Source organism: Nonomuraea guangzhouensis, from assembly GCF_019396345.1.
GTDB lineage: Bacteria > Actinomycetota > Actinomycetes > Streptosporangiales > Streptosporangiaceae > Nonomuraea > Nonomuraea guangzhouensis.
Window position 1 is genome coordinate 125,238 of the sequence record NZ_JAHKRM010000034.1, and the last position, 17,051, is coordinate 142,288.

The window sequence follows — 17,051 nt, forward strand, 5'->3', positions numbered from 1 at the left end:
GCTCACGGCGTCCGCAGATAGGTGTCGAGCGCGGCCGCGCCCGCCAGCATCGCCAGGCCCCGCGCCGTCAGCCGGTCGCGCCACTCCCGCATCGTCGCCTGCAGCGGCTCCGGTCCGCCCGCCGCCCGCACCCGCTCCAGAACCCGCGCGATCTGCTCCAGCCCGTGCCCGCCCCGCCGCAGCTGGTGGGCCAGCAGTACGTCGCGTTCGTCGGCGGAGGTGTAGACGCGGTAGCCGGTGCGCGGGTCGCGCCGGGGCACGATCAGTCCGGCCCGCTCCCATTTGCGCAACGTCGCCGGCCGGATGCCGAGCCTGCGCGCCAGCGGCCCGATGAACGTCACACCCGCTGCCGGCTCACGCTGTGGCGCCAGGTCGCGCGGCGATGTCCGCTCGCGCGACTCCGGCCCATGTGGCGATTCCGGCTCGCGCGGTGGTGCCAGGTCGCGTAGGGCCCGTTCCACGGCCTCCAGCGTGTGCCGGTCGCCGGCCAGTTGCGCGTGGCTCTCGTCGATCAGCCGCAGCGCCTCCTCGACCGCGCCGCCGTTCACGGCCCGCATGATCGCCCCCGCGGTCGCGTGGCCGTGCGCGGGGATCAACGCCAGGAACGCCCGCAACGCCACCGCATGGCGCGGCGCGTAGGCGCGGTAGCCGTGCGGCGACCGCTCGGCAGGCGGCAGGAACCCCGCCTCCTCGTAGTTGCGTACCGCCTGCGTGGACAGTCCGTGCTCGCGCGCCAGATCTATGGGTCGCATTTTGAAGGTACATCCTCGTCAACGGCCGGAAACACCGCCAAAGCTTACACAAAAGGTTCAACGATACCGTTGAAGGTATGACGACCTCGATCCAGGACGCCGCCCATCCCTTCACCCCCCGCGCCCTCACCGCGCTCCTTTCCCCCGCCACCCGCCTGCTCGGCCTCGGCGAGCCCACCCACGGCGTCGAAGCCTTCCCCGAACTGCGCAACGAGCTCTTCCGCCACCTCGTCGAACACGAGGGCTACCGCTCGATCACCCTGGAGAGCCACTGCCTGGCGGCCCTGACCGCCGACGCGTACGTCACCGACGGCATCGGGACCCTCGAGGACGCGATGGGCAACGGCTTCAGCCACGGTCTCGGCGCCTCACCCGCCAACCGCGAGCTCCTGCGCTGGATGCGGGCCCACAACGAGCAGCGTCCCCCGTACGAGCGGCTCCGCTTCTACGGCTTCGACGGTCCCCTGGAGATCACCGGCCCCGGCAGCCCGCGCCCGGCCCTGACCGCACTGCACGACTACCTCGCCGCCCACCTCGACCTGCCCTGGAACCGCGAGACCCTCGACGAACTGCTCGGCCCCGACGAGCGCTGGACCAACCCGGCCGCCACGACGGACCCCACCCAGTCCGTCGGCCGTACCCCTGAGGCCAACGAACTGCGCCTGATCGCCGACGACGTGCGCGCACTGCTCACCGCGCACGCCCCCCACCTGACGGCCGCCACTTCCCCCGACGACTGGTGGCGCGCCGACCTGCACGCCCGTTCCGCCGCTGGGCTCCTGCGCTACCACGCCGGCATGGCCGACACCACGCCCACCCGCGTCGGCACGCTCATGTGCCTGCGCGATGCGATGATGGCCGACAACCTCGACGCCATCGTCCGCCGCGAAGCCCGTCGCGGCCCGACCCTCGCCTTCGCCCACAACCGCCACCTGCAGAAAGACAAGAGCCGCTGGCTGCTGCCGGATGGCTGGGGCCCCCTGGCGGGCCGGACGCTGGAGTGGTGGAGCGCCGGCGCCATCATCGGCACCCACCTCGGCGACCAGTACGCCTTCGCCGCCACCACCTTCGGCACCCGCGGCTCCGACATCCCCCATCCCGACACCCTCGAAGGGCTCCTGTCGACCCTCCCCGCCGCCCGCGCCGTACTCGATCCCAGCTGCCTCGACCGGAAGCTGACGCCTCGCGTCCCGGCCGACCACACCTACTTCGCCCTCGACCCGGCCACCACCGACCAGATCGACGCCATCGTCTTTTTCAAGGAAATCTGAGTGGCGACGTAGACAACGGGGGCCACGCGCCGATGATCCAGGCCGGGGCTCTTGCCCGCGAGGGCGGGTCTCCAGGGTTGCGCGTCGTGGCCCTGCGTGGGCGGGTCTCCAGGGTCGCGCGTCGTGGCCCTGCGCGGAGCATGACGAAGACGACCTCGCCGCGTAGCCAACCGGGCGCTTTGCCTGGCATCTCGTGCGGGTGGCGATCATCTTGCTGGGACAAAACTGGTCATGTGCGACACTCAGGATGGCGGCCCTCCCGAGCCGCCCCGGACGCCGCCGTGGGTGGGAGGCATCAGGGTGAATGCGCAGCGTTCGCAGCCGTACCGGCACCTGGACGCGGCACTGATCCGCGCCACCGCGCACACGATCGAACCGGATCTCCCGCCGTGGCCCGAACCGCCCGCCGAGCCCGGCGCCAACCCGGGCGGCGAGACCGACGCCGACCCGGACAGTGGCTCCGGCGCCGAACCGGCCGCCGAGTCGGGCGCCGAACCCGACAGTGCGGCCGGTGCAGAACCGGACGGCGAGGTCGGCGCCGGACCGGACGGCGAGGTCGGCGCCGAACGATGGCGCGAGTGGCTCGTCCAGGTCTGGGCACGAGATTCCGTGGCGGCGGCCGTCTCCATGGCAAGTCCGGTCCTGGCGGCCCAGATCGAGGCGGTGTGCGCGGGCCGCCGCCCCCGCGCCGCCCGCCTCCGGCGCATGGCGCTGTCACTGGCCCGGTATCTGGTACGGATGCGCGGCCGTGCCACACCTTTCGGAACATTCGCCGGCGTGGCCCCACTCCGCTTCGACACAACACCAACGGGCTGGACCGACGTCCCACCCTCTGGCGCGGCGTCGGCGGGCCGGCCCGGGGCGCTGTGCACGAGGACGACGGCGGACGGCGTGTGGCTGGCCGCGGTGATCGCCCGGCTGGAATCGGCTCCGGAGCTGCGGCGTCGTCTCCCCGTCGTGGTGAACGATCTCGCGTTCGTACGCGGGGAACGGCTGGTGGTGCCCTGGCAGCCGCACGCCGGCGACCCGGCCCGCAGCGAGCTGTCGGAGGTGTCGGTCCGGCACGGCCCGGCCGTCCGGACGGTCATGGACCTGGCCCGGGCGCCCGTTCAGATCGGCGACCTGATCGACGGGCTGGCGGCCACGTTCCCCGGCGCCAGGGTCCCGGCGATCGAGGCGATGGTCGCGGAGCTGGTCACGTGCGGGGTGCTGATCACCACTCTGCGTCCCCCCTCGACCAGCGTCGACGGGCTCGCGTACGTACTGGACCAGCTGCGAGCCGTGGCAGCGGACGCGCTCGGCGAGGTCACCCCACTGGTCCAGGAGCTGTACGCGATCCACGAGGAGCTGCGAGCAACGGACCAGGCGACCGGCGAGGCCGCCCGGCGGGCCAGGCGAGCGGTCGCCGGTCGGATGCGGGCCGCGCTGCCGGTCGAGGTCGTCCAGCCGCTCAAGGTGGACCTGCGGCTGGACGGCACCGTGGTACTGCCGCCAGAGGTGGCGGCCGAGGCGGAGGCCGCCGCCGGGGCGCTCCTGCGGCTGACGCCGCACCCGGCGGGGCACCCGGCTTGGCGGGAGTACCACGTCAGGTTCCTGGAGCGGTACGGAGCCGGCGCCGTCGTCCCGATCGAGCAGCTCGTCGACGACACGGCGGGGCTGGGCTTCCCCGCACACTACGGGGAACCACGGCAGCCGGCCGAGCCCCTGTCCCGCAGGGACCGGCGGCTACTGGCGCTGGCGCAGCAGGCGGCCCTGGACGGCGCGCGGGAGATCGTACTGGACGACGCCGCCATCGAGCGCCTGGCCGCGGACAGTACGAACGACGCCGCGATCGAGGACCTGGCGGTGGACGGTAGGGACCGTGCTCCGATCGAGCGCCAGGCCACGGACGGTAGGGGCCGCGCGCGACCGCTCCCGTACATGGAACTGGTGGCCGAGGTCTGCGCACCCACCGTCGACGCGCTGGCCGCCGACGCCTTCACCCTGACGGTGCTGGCCGTCGACGGCACGGCGGCCTGCCTGAGCGGTCGGTTCGTCGATCTGCTGCCGGACGGTGACCGGCGGCGGATGGCCGGTCTGTACGATCGGCTGCCGGTTTCGGTGGAGGGTGCCGTGCCGGCGCAGTTGTCGTTCCCGGCCCGGAACGCGCGTACCCAGGAGGTCGCCCGCACCCCGCTCCTGCTGCCGGAGCTGATCACTCTGGCCGAGCACCGGACCGGCTCACCCGGGCGGATCCCCTGGCGGGATCTGGCGGTCACCGCGGACAACGACCGGATGTACCTGCTGTCGCGGTCTCGGCGGCAGGTGGTGGAGCCGGTGCTGACCAGCGCGGTCGCCCGGCGGGCCATGCCGCCGATCGCGCGCCTGCTGTTCGAGATCCCGCGTGCTCGGGGTGCTGTGGTGTCGCCGTTCTCCTGGGGCGCGGCGGCGGGTCTGCCGTTCCTGCCGCGGGTCCGCTACGGCCGTAGCGTGCTCGCTCCCGCGCGGTGGCTCATCCCCGCCGACGCCCTGCCCGGGCCGGACACCGCGTGGCCGGATTGGGTGCGGGCCATGACAGACCTGCGTGTCCGCCTGGGGCTGCCCGCCACTGTGTCCGTGGGTACGGAGGATCGCCGCCTGCGGCTGGATCTGGACGAGCCCATGAGCCTGGCGCTGCTCCGCGCCCACCTGGACGGCGCCGGTGAGGCCGCCGTCGTGTCGGAGGCGGCGGGACCCGCCGACCACGGCTGGTTCGGCCGCCGCGCGCACGAGATCGTCATCTCGCTGGCCGCCACCACGCCGTCCGCCCGCGCACCCGCCGCCGTGACCAGGCCGGGGCCGCTGTCGCTGGTCGGGCGCGAGGACGGGATCCTGCCGGGAGCGGGGGTCCTGTTCGCCAAGCTGTACGGGCATCCCGGCGTGGTCGACACGATCCTCACCAAGCACCTGTCCGACCTGCTGGAGACGTGGGACGAGCCGCCGATGTGGTGGTTCGTGCGTTACCGCGACCCTCGCCCGCATCTACGGCTGCGCCTGCACCTCGCCGGCGATCATGACTACGGTCCGGCCTCCGCCCGCGTCGGGGCGTGGGTCGCCGATCTTCGCGGCCGGGGTCTCGTCGGGGACCTGGTCCTGGACACGTACCACCCGGAGACCGCCCGGTACGGCTCGGGACAGGTGCTGGCCGCCGCGGAGGCCGCCTTCGCGGCCGACTCCGCCGCCGTGGTCGCCCAGCTCGCGGCCCTGTCCGCGGCTCGTCAGGTACACCCGCACGCGCTCACCGCCGCGAGCCTGCTCGATCTCACGGCCGCCATGGCGAAAGACCAGGCAGCGGGGGTGCGCTGGCAGATCGAGCACCCCCCGCGCGGGCCCGTTCCCGCGAGCGACCGCGCGGTCGTTCGCCAGGCGGTCGGCTTGGCGGGCCTGAGCGAGGACCGGGCGGCGTTACGGGCCATCCCGGGCGGCTCGCGGATCGTCGCCGCATGGCAGGACCGGCGGCGAGCCGTGGCCGCCTATATGGACCGGCTCGCCGCCGACGCCCCACAGCTGAGCGAATTGGCGGTGATGGAGTCCTTCATGCACATGCACCACTTACGGGCGCTCGGAATCGACCGCGAGGCTGAACGCGGATGCCGCAAGCTGGCCCGCGCCGTCGCGCTGGCCTTCACCGCTCGTCACGACGCCGCTCGTCACGACGCCGCTCGTCACGACGCCGCACTGGGCGAAGGCGCCGCACCGGGCGACGGCGCCGCACCGGGCGACAACGCTTGACGTGTTCTGTGTGATCGCGTGGCGCGGTGGTAGGTATGGGTGGTGGCGCCTTTCTTTCGGACCAACAGCCGGGAATTCGACTTTCCGCCGTTCGCCGGGCTGCCGCCGATTCGCTACGTCCTGGCCGCGGCACCGCGCTCCGGCAGCAATATGCTCGTCCGCGCACTCTGGCACACCAGGCGGGCCGGTTTCGCCGACGGATATCTCACCGACACCCATGTCCTCGACTACTTCGAGCGCTGGGGATTCGACACCGCCGATCCGGCCGACCTGGTGAAAGGCTATATCGCTAAATTAATGACCTGCCGGACCAGTCCGAACGGAGTTTTCGGCATCAAGGTACACGGCGAGCACCTACAGGGACTCGAAGTCGACCTGGACGAACTCCTCATGTCGCCCCACTACATCTGGCTGCGGCGCAGGGACCGGCTCCGGCAGGCCATCTCGTACGTCCTGGCGAGGCAGACCGGCGTCTGGATCGTGGACGGAATCTATCTGTCCACCAGCCGGGCACTTTCCGAGCCCCAGTACGACTACGCCGAGATCCGCCGCCACCTGCAACACCTCGACGGCGAGACGAGGGTGTGGCAGCAGTATTTCGACCGCCACGACCTCGTCCCGCACGTCGTCTTCTACGAGGACATGCTGGCCGACTATCCGAAAACCGTCCTCGGCTGCCTGCGACACCTGGGCGTCGACCCGCCCGATTCCCTGCCAGAACCCGGTATCAAACGCCAGTCGGGCGAGATCACCGAACGGTGGCTGGAGATGTTCGAGCGGGACAGCGCCCGATATGGAGACGGCGCGGCGATCGTTAAGGAATCGTCGAGCTGAGCGGCCAGCGCCTTATCCGGTACGGCGTCCACCACACGAACCCGCCCACCCGATGCAGCAGGTCCGCCCGCAGGTAGCGCTCCGTCACCGCCGGCGAGAGGGCCGTCACCCGCACGCCGCGCAGCAGCGGTGCGATCGCCTCCTCGCGGTGCGGGTTGCGAATGACCAGGCGCTTGAACGAGCCCGTCCGGCGGTCGCGGATCTCGATGAAGCCGGGCCCGAGCCGATAGCCGCACTTCGCGATGTGAAAGGACTCCCGCCACGCCGCCGCGATACCGTCCCCGACCGAGCCTACGAGGCCGCCCACGGCGGACCCCACGACGCCGCCCGCGGCGGACCCCACGACGCCATCCGCGGCGGAGCCCACGACGTCGTCCTCGGTGGAGTCCGCGTACACGGCCGTCGGCGGATGGAGGTGGCTGAGCGGCCGCCAGCCCGCCGTGCCGGCCGGCATGTGGATGGTCCAGTCGACCGCAATGCCGTGGCTGGTCAGCTCACGGATGACGGTGAGCGCGGCCACCGCCGCGGCACCGTCCGCGTCCTCCAGATCGACCGTGTCCTCCAGTCGGGCGAGCTGGACGCCGTCTTCCGCCACCCGCGACACGGTCGCGACGGGATCACCGGTGGCCTCCACTCGGCCCGCGTACATGCCCGGGACCCGCATGGCCGCCGGGTCGCGGTCCTTCCACAGCGTCAGCGGGACGCACGCCGGCGGCCCGCTCATCGGGACGTCCCCACCGAAACCGCCGCCGAGACCGGAACCGCCGCCGCCGAGGCCGGCATCGCCGCGAGCGCCGGTACGAGCGGCTCGCCACGGCTGAGATTCTCGCCGTCGAGACGCATCAGGTCCTGGTTGGCGACGGCCGGCGCGACATGGACCGCCTGGCCCGCGTCGCAGAAGATCAGGCCGAGCGTGCGCCAGCGGGCGAGCAACTCGTCGATCACGCCCTCGGTCACACCGTCGTGCCGGGCCGCGGCCTTGCGCGTGAGCCCCGCCGGGCTGTGCGGCGTGTCGAGCAGGCGGAACACCGTCACCTCCAGCGGTTCGGTGAGGTCGAGCAGGTGCCAGGAGAAGCCGGGCCGGGTGTCCACAAGGACGATGTGGTCGCCCAGATCGCAGTGGGTCAGGCGGCTGCGCGAGTAGGCGTCCTTCCAGTCGGCGACGGCCTCGCGCAGGCGGTCGAGGCAGCCCGCGTCAATGCCGCGGCGCGGTGAGTCGAAGACGTAGACGAGGTCGGCGAGCTCGGATTCGGGCAGATCGTAGATGTGCCGGTACTGCGCGGCCGGACGGAGCTCACCGAAACCCAGCTCGGGCCGGTCGAAGTACGGGCTGAAGCGCTCGACCTTCAGCCGGGTGGCGTTCGACGGCGGCATGAGGTGATGCAGGGCGGGCACCTGGTCGATCACGCTGTCGTAGTCGGCCTCGGACTCGCCCGGGAAGCCGTAGAGGTAGTTCCAGTTCAGGTTGATGCCGACGGTCTCCGAGTCGCGCAGCAGCCGGACGTTCAGGCAGCCGCTCACGCCCTTGTCCATCAGGGTGAGCACCCGGCTGCTGAGGTTCTCCACCCCTGGCTGCACGTAGTCGATCCCGGCCGCGCGCAGGGTCTCCAACTGGTCCCGGCGCAGGTTCGACTTGATCTCGTAGCCGATCCGCAGGTCGTAGCCGGATTCCTGGAGGCGCGGGGCCATCGAGGACAGGTAGGTCATGTCGAGGATGTTGTCGGTCACCCACACGTCGAGGACCCGGTGCCGTTCGACGAGGGTGAGGATCTCGTCGACGAACCGGCCGGGGTCCTTGCTGCGGAACTGCATGAGCGAGCCGTTCAGCCCGCAGAACGTACAGTGGTGCTTCTCGCCCCACCAGCAGCCGCGCGACCCCTCCACGGTGAGCCGCGGTTCCACCCAGGTGCCCGCGACGGACCTCGCGTGCTGCTCGAAGTAGTCACCGAAGTCGGGCGGGACCAGTGCCTCCGGCGGCAGCGGCCGGGCTTCCACCCGGTTCGTGACGGACTCGCCGTCCGGCCCGCGCCAGCACAGACCGGCGATCCCACTGACATCGCCCGCAGCCCCGGTGCCGGTGCCCGTGCCGGCCCTGGCGCGGATCGCGGTGAGCAACTGCGGGAAGACCAGCTCGCCCTCGCCACGCACGATGAAGTCGACGTACGGGAAGTTCCGGTGCATCGCCGCGCCCTGCGGTCCTTCGCAGTTCGGCCCGCCGAACACCGTGACGGAGTCCGGCGCCCGTTTCTTGACCTCCCGCGCCGCCGCGAGGGCCGCGGCGTTCTGGGCGAAGGTGGCGGTGAACCCGACCACGTCCGGCTTCATGGCCGCGATCCGATCGGCGGTCTCCTCGATGAACAGCGGCGCGAGCTCGTGGAGTTCCGTCGCCTTGGCGAGCATCCGCTCCGGCACGCTGCCGCCGAGGAACTCGGCGTACTCCGCCACCTTCCACCGGGGCCGCTCGTTCAGCGCCGCCGAGAAGATCCACTCGCTGTGGCCGGAGAAGTAGGAGCTCACGAAGGTGTCGTACTCCTCGAACGTGAACCCGACGTGGGCGTGCACCCAGTCGATGTAGTCGAGGTTGGCGTGTATGACATCGACCTCGTCATCGGGGAACACGTCGAGGACCCGGCGCTTCAGCACGCCGAGCGAGAGCGACGGTGCGTCGATCGACGACCACGGCATGTCCACCAACACGATGTGCATGGGTCTTGCCCCTCATCTCCAGGTCGTACCGGGTCACCACAGGCCACGCCGGGACAGCGCGCGCCGCGCCGCGTCGCTCTCGGCAGTCGGGGTGGCCGCGAACGCCGCGGCCACACGCTCGGAGACCACGCCGCGGGTGACCCCGGCGGGCGTGGCGAAGTACGCGTACGGCACGGCGCCGTCGCCCGCCCCGGCCTCGTCCCAGGAAGCGAGGGCGGCCGGCGCGTACCGGCGGAGGGCGGCGTGACCGCGATCCGTCTCGACGATCCCCTCGCTCTCGATGACGAACGACAGCGGCTGCTCGCAGGCCAGCGCCGTGAACAGGGCGATCATCAGCTCGTGGTCGATGGTCTCCCGCAGGATCGCGGCGTCGGGCCGCGTCTCGCCCAAGCCGCGCAGGTACGCCGCGAACGCCTCCTCCACCGACACCCCAGGCCCCGCGTACGGAATCAGCCGGAACCTGGCGAAACTCGGCGACAAGAGGAAGCCGTCGAGCAACTCCGCCTCACCGACGCCGGCCGCCGCGAACAGCGCCACGCTGCGCGGGAACGTGGCCGCGAGGCTGCCCCCGGTGCCGAGCCGCCAGATGTTCGAGCGGAACCGGCGCGCGGCGGCGTCGAGCTCGTCCAGGTCGATCGTCTCCAGGCACTCCAGCTCACCGGCGTCCGCGGCCACACCCGCGGCGCCTTCGGCGGCGAGCCGCTCCCGCAGCCGGCCGTCGAGCAGCAACCGCATGATCAGCTCGGCGAGCCGCTCACCGTCGAGAGACCGCACACCCGGGGTGCTCACGGCGCCGTCCTGTCCTGCTGCGGCGCCCCGTCCCGCCACGCACCGACCAGCCTCTTCAGGCGGCCGTAGTTCCGCCGTGACTTCTCGACGAGCCGGCCGTCGTCGCGGAACATCGGGTCCTCGTAGGTCACGCCGAGCAGGTTCGGGCAGCGCGGCAGCAGGTACTCGGTGAGTTCGAGCTGCTCGTCCAGCAGCACTCCGTGGTGCAGGTCGCGGAACTTGCCCTTCACGATCTGGCAGCCGGACAGATGCAGCTCGCGGCAGCGCCCGAGCGGCAGCGCCTCGATGTCGTCGACCATGTGGCGGCCGGTACGCCCGCGCAGCCACTGATAACTGAGCAGGTGACCCACATCGAGCGTCACCTGCACGTCGGCGTCATCGGCAAGCCGGGTGAAGTACGCGAACGCGTCGAGGTGCCCCAGGACGAACGACCCGCCCTCGGTGAAGCCGGGGAACTCGACGTGCAGCGGCAGGTCCAGGAGGCCGGCGGTCTCGGCCACGTTCCGCGTGGCGATCTCCAGGCCCGGTTCGGTCAGCGGCGGCGGCAGCGGGTACGGCAGCGGGTAGCCGCGCAGGTTCCAGATGCCGAGGTCCTCGACCACCCAGCGGAATCCGTAGCGGGCGGCGAGCTCGTTGGTGTACTCGGCCGCGGGCCGCCGGTCGTAACGCTCGGGTGTGCCCATGTTGAACTCGGTCTGGTGGAAGGCCCGGTCGAGCCCGGCGGGCAGCGCCTCGAAGAAGCGGTCGTAGGCGCGTACGTAGTCGGCCACCCGGGGGGTCGCGCGTGAGCGTGGCTGGTAGGCGAAGGCCGCGTACGCGAAGTCGGCGCCGTGGCGCTGGGCGAAGGCGCGTACCCGTGGGGTGATGTCCCCGCCGTCGTCCGCCTCCACGAACCCGACGCCTCGCCGCCCCAGCGCCCCTCCGCCCCACGGCATGTCCATGAGGAGACCGAACCCCAGCCTGCCCGTCGCGACCGCCTGCCTGGTCCCTGTCGTGATGTCGGTCGTCATATCGGCCTCCTGACGGCTTCCCCACCTGCGACGGTGGGCGCCTCCCAACGCACCGCACCCGACCGGCCCGCGCCCGCCTGGTCCGCGCCCGTCTGGTCTGTGCCCGCCGTCACCTCGACCAGGCCGGCCAGCAGCCGGCGCCCGTGGGCGGTGCGCGCCCCGAGCAGGCCGTCGGCCCGCTGCTCGACGTCACGCCGAGGCAGCGCGTAGAACCGCTCCCAGACCAGGTCGGCAACCACGATCCGACCGTCCCGGTCCCCGCTCGCGTCCGGAACCCCGGCCACGTCGACGCCCGCCGGCACGATCCGTACCCACGGATACGGCCTGACGGCCGCGACGCCCGCGCGGACGACAGCCGCCCGAGACGCGGCGCCGGACGCGGGCCGCCGCGGCAGGATCGCGCTCGCCTTACCCGGCCGGACCGTGTGAAAGACCCGTACCAGACGGTCGAGCGCCTCAGCCCGGGTCGGGCCGTCGAGCACGGTCAGCGGATGACCGACCCGCCCGGAAAGATAACTGAGCTCGGGATTCCCGGCCAAAGCACCAGAGGTGTCCAGCGAGAGGCCGAAGCCGTCCGGGTCCCGCGCGAGCCTGCTGCCGGGCTCGGACACCATGAGTTCCAGCGCGTCGATGCCGATCCGCTCCTGGTTCGCCGCGAGGAACCGCAAGGACTCCTCGAACTCGGCGTCCGTCTCGTCGAAGACGTAGCCCATCACGGAGAACCGCAGGACGATGCCCGCCGACGCGACGTTCTCCACGATCCGCTGGTAGTCGGCCGCCCGCACGCCCCGGTCCATCAGGTCGAGCAGCCGCTGGGAGGTCCCCTCGTAGCCCACCGACATCAGCTCGCAGCCGACCTCGGCGAGGCTCCGGCAGAACGCCGGATCGGCCAGGGTCGCGTCCAGCCTGCTGCGTACGCCGAACCCCACCTTGACGCCGCGCTCGCGTACCTCGCGCATCGCCTTCACGATCAGCCGCAGGTTGGTGTTCTCATCGGAGATCGACACGAACTCCGCGCCCGTGTCGCGGACCACCGTCTGTACGGCGTCGGCGATCTGGCGCACCGTCCCCTGCTGGTAGGCGCCCGGCGCGAGAGACCGGTTGCCGTACGAGCAGAACGCGCACCGGCCCCAGTAGCAGCCGACGCACGAGATGAGCGCGACCTCCATGGTCTCGTTGAGGTAGGACCGGACCGGCAGCCCGGCGAAGTCGGGCGGCCCGAGGTCGTGGAAGCGCAGCGTCACCGGCTGCTCGGACCGGCGGGCGGGCGCGGCGCGGGGCAGCCAGATCATGCCGGGGACCGCGTCCTGCGGGGCATCGCCGTCCAGCGTGTCCAGCCAGCGTTCGAGCGGCTGCTCGCCGGCGGTCCAGCACAGCGCGTCCACCGCGGCCCGGACGCCGGGCAGCGGCGCGAGCTCCTCGTGCCGGATCATCACCTGCTGGCCGCCGAGGCAGATCTTGGCGTCCGGCCGCAGCCGCCTGACCCAGGCGGCGATGAGCAGCGCGGGCGCGAGCTGGCTGAAGAACGCCACGGACAGGCCGACCACGCGCGGGCTATGCCGGGTCAGCAGCGCCTCGACCATGTCGTACAGCCGCTCGATCGGCAGCCCCGACGCGGCGGGCGGCAGCAGTGCGGCCTGCCGTGCCGCACCGTCGAGCTGGGCCAGATCCCGCCATGTCCGGACGAGGAAGGTGTCGCGCACGAGCAGCTCGATCGCGTGGTGGGCGAGGCGGACCGCACGGGCCGGGCCCAGTGCGCCTGGCGGTTCCTTCCGCAGGACGTGGGCCCGGAGCTCGTCGATGTGTCCGGCGACGACGTCGGCCATCGCCCGTCGGTACCAGGTGCCCGCGCCGGTGTCCGGCTGGTCGCGCACCACGTCGCCCAGCAGCTCCGGATGCCGTAGCAGGTCGTGCAGCAGGGCGATGTTCAGGTCGGCTTGGTGGACGCGCCGCCCTCGCCGCCGTAGATGACCGCTGAGGTAGGGCAGGCTCAGATAGGGAAAGAACCTGGCCTCGGTCTGCGGCGGAAAAATGAGCAGGACGTCGACACCCTCGCCGCCTGCCTCCTGCCCAGACGGCACGATCTGCCCGGACGGGAGTCTCGTCAGGCCCTGGCAGGCAGGTCGCCGGTGTCCTCGGCCGCCTTGTAGGTGTAGGAGTGGTACGACCCGCTGAGCTTGAGTTCGCTTGATTCGATCACCTCGAGCTGGTCCAGCTCGGTGAATTCGTCGTCGATGAGCATTTCGGGTTTCACCGCGGCCACGGTTCCTCCTCGTGGGAATCTGCCGACAGTCATGGGCTTAACCCGTTCAACGATAGTCAAGCGATTCTTCGCGTCAATAGCCGCCGAATCTGAAAGGGCGCCGGAATGGCGTAATAAGGACCGTTATAAATCAAATTGACTGCTCAAAGGCAGCCACAGCGGTCGGCAGCGTGGGAAACAGGTGCTCAGGACCGATGGCGGCAGTAAGCCCGTAGGCATCGAGTGAGGTACGCAGATCCTGCTTGACCCGGGCCATCGCGAACACGATGCCCCGGCGGACCAGTTCGGCGCGCAGCGCCTCGACCGCGTCCAAGGCGGTGATATCCACCTCGACGTTGGCCTCGACGTTGAGAACGAACCAGGAGACCGCGCCCTCATGCTGGTCGACGGCGGCCAGAGCGCGACGCCTGAAGTCCTGGGCGTTGGCGAAGAAGAGCGGGGAATCGTAGCGGTAAACGATCAGGCCGGGCACCGTACGCGCCTCGGGATAATCGTCGACGTCGTGCATTCCGGCCAGCCCCGGCACGAGGCCCAGGATCGCGTCGTGGGGACGGGCCACGCGGGCCAGCATTTCGGCCACGGACAAGGCGACCGCGAGCAGCACCCCGTACAGGATGTCGAAGACCAGCACCCCGGCGAACGCGCCGAGAGCGAGCAGCAGCTCGCTGCGTCTGAAGGTGGCCAGCCTGCGGAACTCCGCCAGGTCGATCAGCCGGAAAGCCGCGTAGACGACGATGGCGCCGAGCGCGGCGGCCGGGAAGTGGGTCAGCAACGGCCCGGCGAACAACAGCACCGCGACCACTCCCGCCAGGGCCACCAGGGAGTACAGCTGGGTGCGGCTGCCCGCCGCGTCGCCAAGTGCGGTACGGCTGCCGCTGCTGCTGACCGGGAAGCCGCGCAGCACCCCGGCGCCCACGTTGGCCACGCCGAAGGCGAGCAGCTCCTGGTTGGCGTTGATCTCCTGGTTGTGCCGGGCGGAGAAGGAGCGCGCGGTCAGCATGTTGTCGCTGTAGCCCACCAGGAGCACGCCGAGAGCGGGCAGCACCAGCTCGCTGAACTCGCCGAGAGCGGGCATGGCCGGCGTCGGCAACCCGGAGGGGATCGTGCCGACCACCTTGATCCCGTAGCGCTCCAGCCCGAAGACCGTGACGCAGCCGGTGGCCAGCAGCACGGCGAGGAGCGGCGCGGGTGCCCGTGGCCAGCGCCACTGCAACAGGAACAGGAAGGCCAGGACGGTCGCGGCCAGCAGCAGGGTCCACGGATGCAGGTTCGGCAACCCGCCGGCGAAGGAGACCAGCTGGTCGCGGAAGGTGTCGCCGGACACCGAGGTCCTGGTGAGCTTGCCCAGCTGGCTGACGATCATGATGACCGCCACGCCGGCCAGGTAGCCGACCAGGATGGGCTTGGACAGCAGGTCGGCGACGAACCCGAGCCGCAGCAACCAGCAGACCAGCGCGAGCAGCCCGACGACGACGGCCAGACCGGCCGCGAGCGATGCGTACGTGCCAGGATCGCCCGCGGCCAGTGGGCCGATGGCGGCGGCCGTCATGAGCGCGGTCGTCGACTCGGGGCCGATCGACAGCTGCCGGGAGGAGCCGAGGAACGCGTACAGCGCCAGCGGGGCCAGGGCGGCCCACAGCCCGGCCACGGGAGGCAGCCCGGCGACCGTGGCGTACGCCATGACCTGGGGGACCAGGTAGGCGGCCACGGTGAGCCCGGCCAGCAGATCACCGCGCAGCCATGCGCGCTGATACCCGGTCAGAAACGAGGTCACATTCTGCTTTGTATCGCACACCGACGCCTTGAGGCTCAGGGTGGTCGGGCGGAGAGCACCTGATGTTAAGGGCGGCCCAGCGGCGGATGATGCGTGCAGCAATGCCACCCGTTTCGCTCCTCCGAACAGGAAAGGCATGCCCATGCACCCACCACGCCGGTTATGGCGGAGCCCCGTGTTACGGCGGCTGGGCCTGATCGGGCTCGTGGCCACACTCGCCACGACCATGCTGAGCACCGTTCCGGCCAACGCGGGTCCGCCGACCTTCCAGCCGACCACGCAGCCGACCGTGCCGACGCTCACGCCGGTCCCTCCGCCCACCGTCCTGCCGACCGTGCCGCCGACGCCGGTGCCGCTCATCTGGGCGGGGTTCGGTGACAGTTACACGAGCGGTGAAGGCGCGAGCCGGAACCACGTCTACAAGCGGAAGCAGAACGGCGACGAGGACTGGCGGCACCAGAGCGGGCTCGCGCCGTTCCTTCTGGCGTTCAACTACCTGGAGGCGAACCGCTACCAGCTCGGCGGCTACACGGTCTCCCCCACGGAGATCCCCACCGCGTGGGGCAACGACCAGATGATCTTCAACGCGTCGTCGGGGGCCGAGACCAAACACCTCACCCAGCCGCAGACCGAGTGCAAGAAGTGCACCGCCATCAGGAACGCGCCCCAGCTCCAGGGCGTCCCCTCGAACACCAACCTCGTCTACTTCGGGCTCGGCGGCAACGACGCCGGCTTCGGATCGCTGATGTCGACCGCGTTCGAGGTGTACTTCTGGCGATGGACCAGGGCGAACTGGGTTTCCCGGCAGATCCGCGCCGTTCAGATGGAGGTCAACCGGCTGATCGGGCAGATGCCACAGGTCTCGGCGAACGTCGAACAGGGCCTGGTGGACGTGAACAAGGCCGCCGACAAGGCGGACATCATCGTCGCGCTCTATCCGTTGGCCGTCAAACAGTCCGGCAACTCTGACATCAAGCAGATCTCCGGCGCGGCGCTGGACCTGATGTATCCGTTCGCCGTCGCGGTGAACCAGGCGATCAAGGACGCGGTCGACCGGTTCCGTGCCAGGTTCCCGAACGTCAAGGTGCACGTGTTCGACCCGAACACGGCGGGGCCGAACGGCACCAGTCTGGTGGCCGGTCACGAGCTCGGCCAGCCGGACTCGTACTTCAACGGGGTGCGCTACCGGGGCAACATCTTCGGGCAGGGCCGGTTCTTCAAGGCGTACCAGGAGAGCTTCCACCCCAACGAGCCGGGCGCGGTGGCGCTCGGACAGGGGCTGGCGACCTGGATGGCCCAGGAGTTCCCCGCCTGGTTCCCGAACGGGCCCGACTTCAACCGCGTCCACGTGGACGCGCAGGCCGCCGCCGAGGATCCGGACGCCGACCAGCAGTTCGAGGAATGGGCGATGGCTCACCCGGATGAGGTCTGCGAGGAGACCGACATCGACAGCATCTGCCACTTCATCAACACCGACGGTGAGATAGCGATCCCGATCGAAGTGGTCCACAATCCGATCCCGCTCCAGCCGATCCCCGGAGCACCCATAGTCGGTGGCCCAGGGGGCGGTAGCCCCGGCGGCCCGTCACCGTCGACCTGGATCCCGGCCACCTACAGCAGCGCGCCGTCCGGCCTGCCGCCGGGCGGCATCCCGTTCGACAACACACCCACGTCGGACCCCTGCGAGATCAAGACCGCGGAGCCCGGGTTACAGGTGACGGTCACGACCTCCAGGCTGAGCGGCGGTGGCCTGAGGGAGCCCATGGATCTCACCTGGGTCCAGTTCATGCGGACCGTGAAATCCGACCCCTGCCAGAAGAAGGAGAAGATCGACCCGGCCGACATCCAGCAGATGATCGACGACTGGCTGTCCTCGGGCGACAGCGACTGACCTCCCAATCG

Annotated in this window: 12 protein-coding genes; 4 read left to right on the plus strand and 8 right to left on the minus strand. The window is 70.9% G+C overall.

Annotated elements, in window-relative coordinates; all coding sequences use genetic code 11:
• Nucleotides 1-2: 2 nt before the first annotated feature.
• Nucleotides 3-752 (minus strand): MerR family DNA-binding transcriptional regulator, encoded by a 750-nt coding sequence (locus tag KME78_RS50055; RefSeq protein ID WP_219537065.1) that lies wholly within the window; start codon nt 750-752, stop codon nt 3-5.
• Nucleotides 753-829: 77 nt separating this feature from the next.
• Between KME78_RS50055 and KME78_RS50060 the strand changes: the two genes are divergently transcribed.
• From KME78_RS50060 to KME78_RS50070, 3 genes are all read left to right on the plus strand, one after another.
• Nucleotides 830-2,023, plus strand: coding sequence for an erythromycin esterase family protein (locus tag KME78_RS50060; protein ID WP_219537066.1), 1,194 nt, complete (start codon nt 830-832; stop codon nt 2,021-2,023).
• 300 nt (nt 2,024-2,323) lie between these two features.
• Entirely contained in the window at nt 2,324-5,773 is a 3,450-nt protein-coding gene (locus KME78_RS50065; RefSeq protein ID WP_219537067.1) for a lantibiotic dehydratase, read from the plus strand.
• A gap of 42 nt (nt 5,774-5,815) precedes the next feature.
• Nucleotides 5,816-6,607 (plus strand): Stf0 family sulfotransferase, encoded by a 792-nt coding sequence (locus KME78_RS50070; RefSeq protein WP_219537068.1) that lies wholly within the window; start codon nt 5,816-5,818, stop codon nt 6,605-6,607.
• On the opposite strand, the gene KME78_RS50075 is transcribed toward KME78_RS50070, so the two are convergent.
• From KME78_RS50075 to KME78_RS50105, 7 genes are all read right to left on the minus strand, one after another.
• Nucleotides 6,588-7,331 (minus strand): DUF5825 family protein, encoded by a 744-nt coding sequence (locus tag KME78_RS50075; RefSeq protein ID WP_219537069.1) that lies wholly within the window; start codon nt 7,329-7,331, stop codon nt 6,588-6,590. The two genes, KME78_RS50070 and KME78_RS50075, sit on opposite strands and share 20 nt — an antisense overlap.
• A complete protein-coding gene (locus KME78_RS50080) occupies nt 7,328-9,313 on the minus strand; it encodes a RiPP maturation radical SAM C-methyltransferase (RefSeq protein WP_219537070.1) in 1,986 nt (661 codons plus the stop codon). The genes KME78_RS50075 and KME78_RS50080 overlap by 4 nt, the downstream gene beginning before the upstream one ends.
• Before the next feature lie 33 nt (nt 9,314-9,346).
• The gene (locus KME78_RS50085; RefSeq protein WP_219537071.1) at nt 9,347-10,102 is read right to left on the minus strand and encodes a hypothetical protein; all 756 of its coding nucleotides are present in this window, start codon (nt 10,100-10,102) and stop codon (nt 9,347-9,349) included.
• Nucleotides 10,099-11,112, minus strand: coding sequence for a multinuclear nonheme iron-dependent oxidase (locus tag KME78_RS50090; RefSeq protein WP_219537072.1), 1,014 nt, complete (start codon nt 11,110-11,112; stop codon nt 10,099-10,101). Before KME78_RS50090 ends, KME78_RS50085 begins: the two co-directional genes overlap by 4 nt.
• The gene (locus KME78_RS67645) at nt 11,109-13,193 is read right to left on the minus strand and encodes a B12-binding domain-containing radical SAM protein (RefSeq protein ID WP_219537073.1); all 2,085 of its coding nucleotides are present in this window, start codon (nt 13,191-13,193) and stop codon (nt 11,109-11,111) included. The genes KME78_RS50090 and KME78_RS67645 overlap by 4 nt, the downstream gene beginning before the upstream one ends.
• A 23-nt stretch (nt 13,194-13,216) precedes the next feature.
• Complete coding sequence (locus KME78_RS50100; RefSeq protein ID WP_214635454.1) at nt 13,217-13,375, minus strand: hypothetical protein; 159 nt, start codon at nt 13,373-13,375, stop codon at nt 13,217-13,219.
• Nucleotides 13,376-13,505: 130 nt separating this feature from the next.
• Nucleotides 13,506-15,149, minus strand: a complete 1,644-nt coding sequence (locus KME78_RS50105) for a SulP family inorganic anion transporter (RefSeq protein ID WP_219537074.1) — start codon at nt 15,147-15,149, stop codon at nt 13,506-13,508.
• Between the two features lie 175 nt (nt 15,150-15,324).
• On the opposite strand from KME78_RS50105, the gene KME78_RS50110 reads away from it, so the two are divergent.
• Entirely contained in the window at nt 15,325-17,040 is a 1,716-nt protein-coding gene (locus KME78_RS50110; protein WP_219537075.1) for an SGNH/GDSL hydrolase family protein, read from the plus strand.
• Nucleotides 17,041-17,051: the final 11 nt, after the last annotated feature.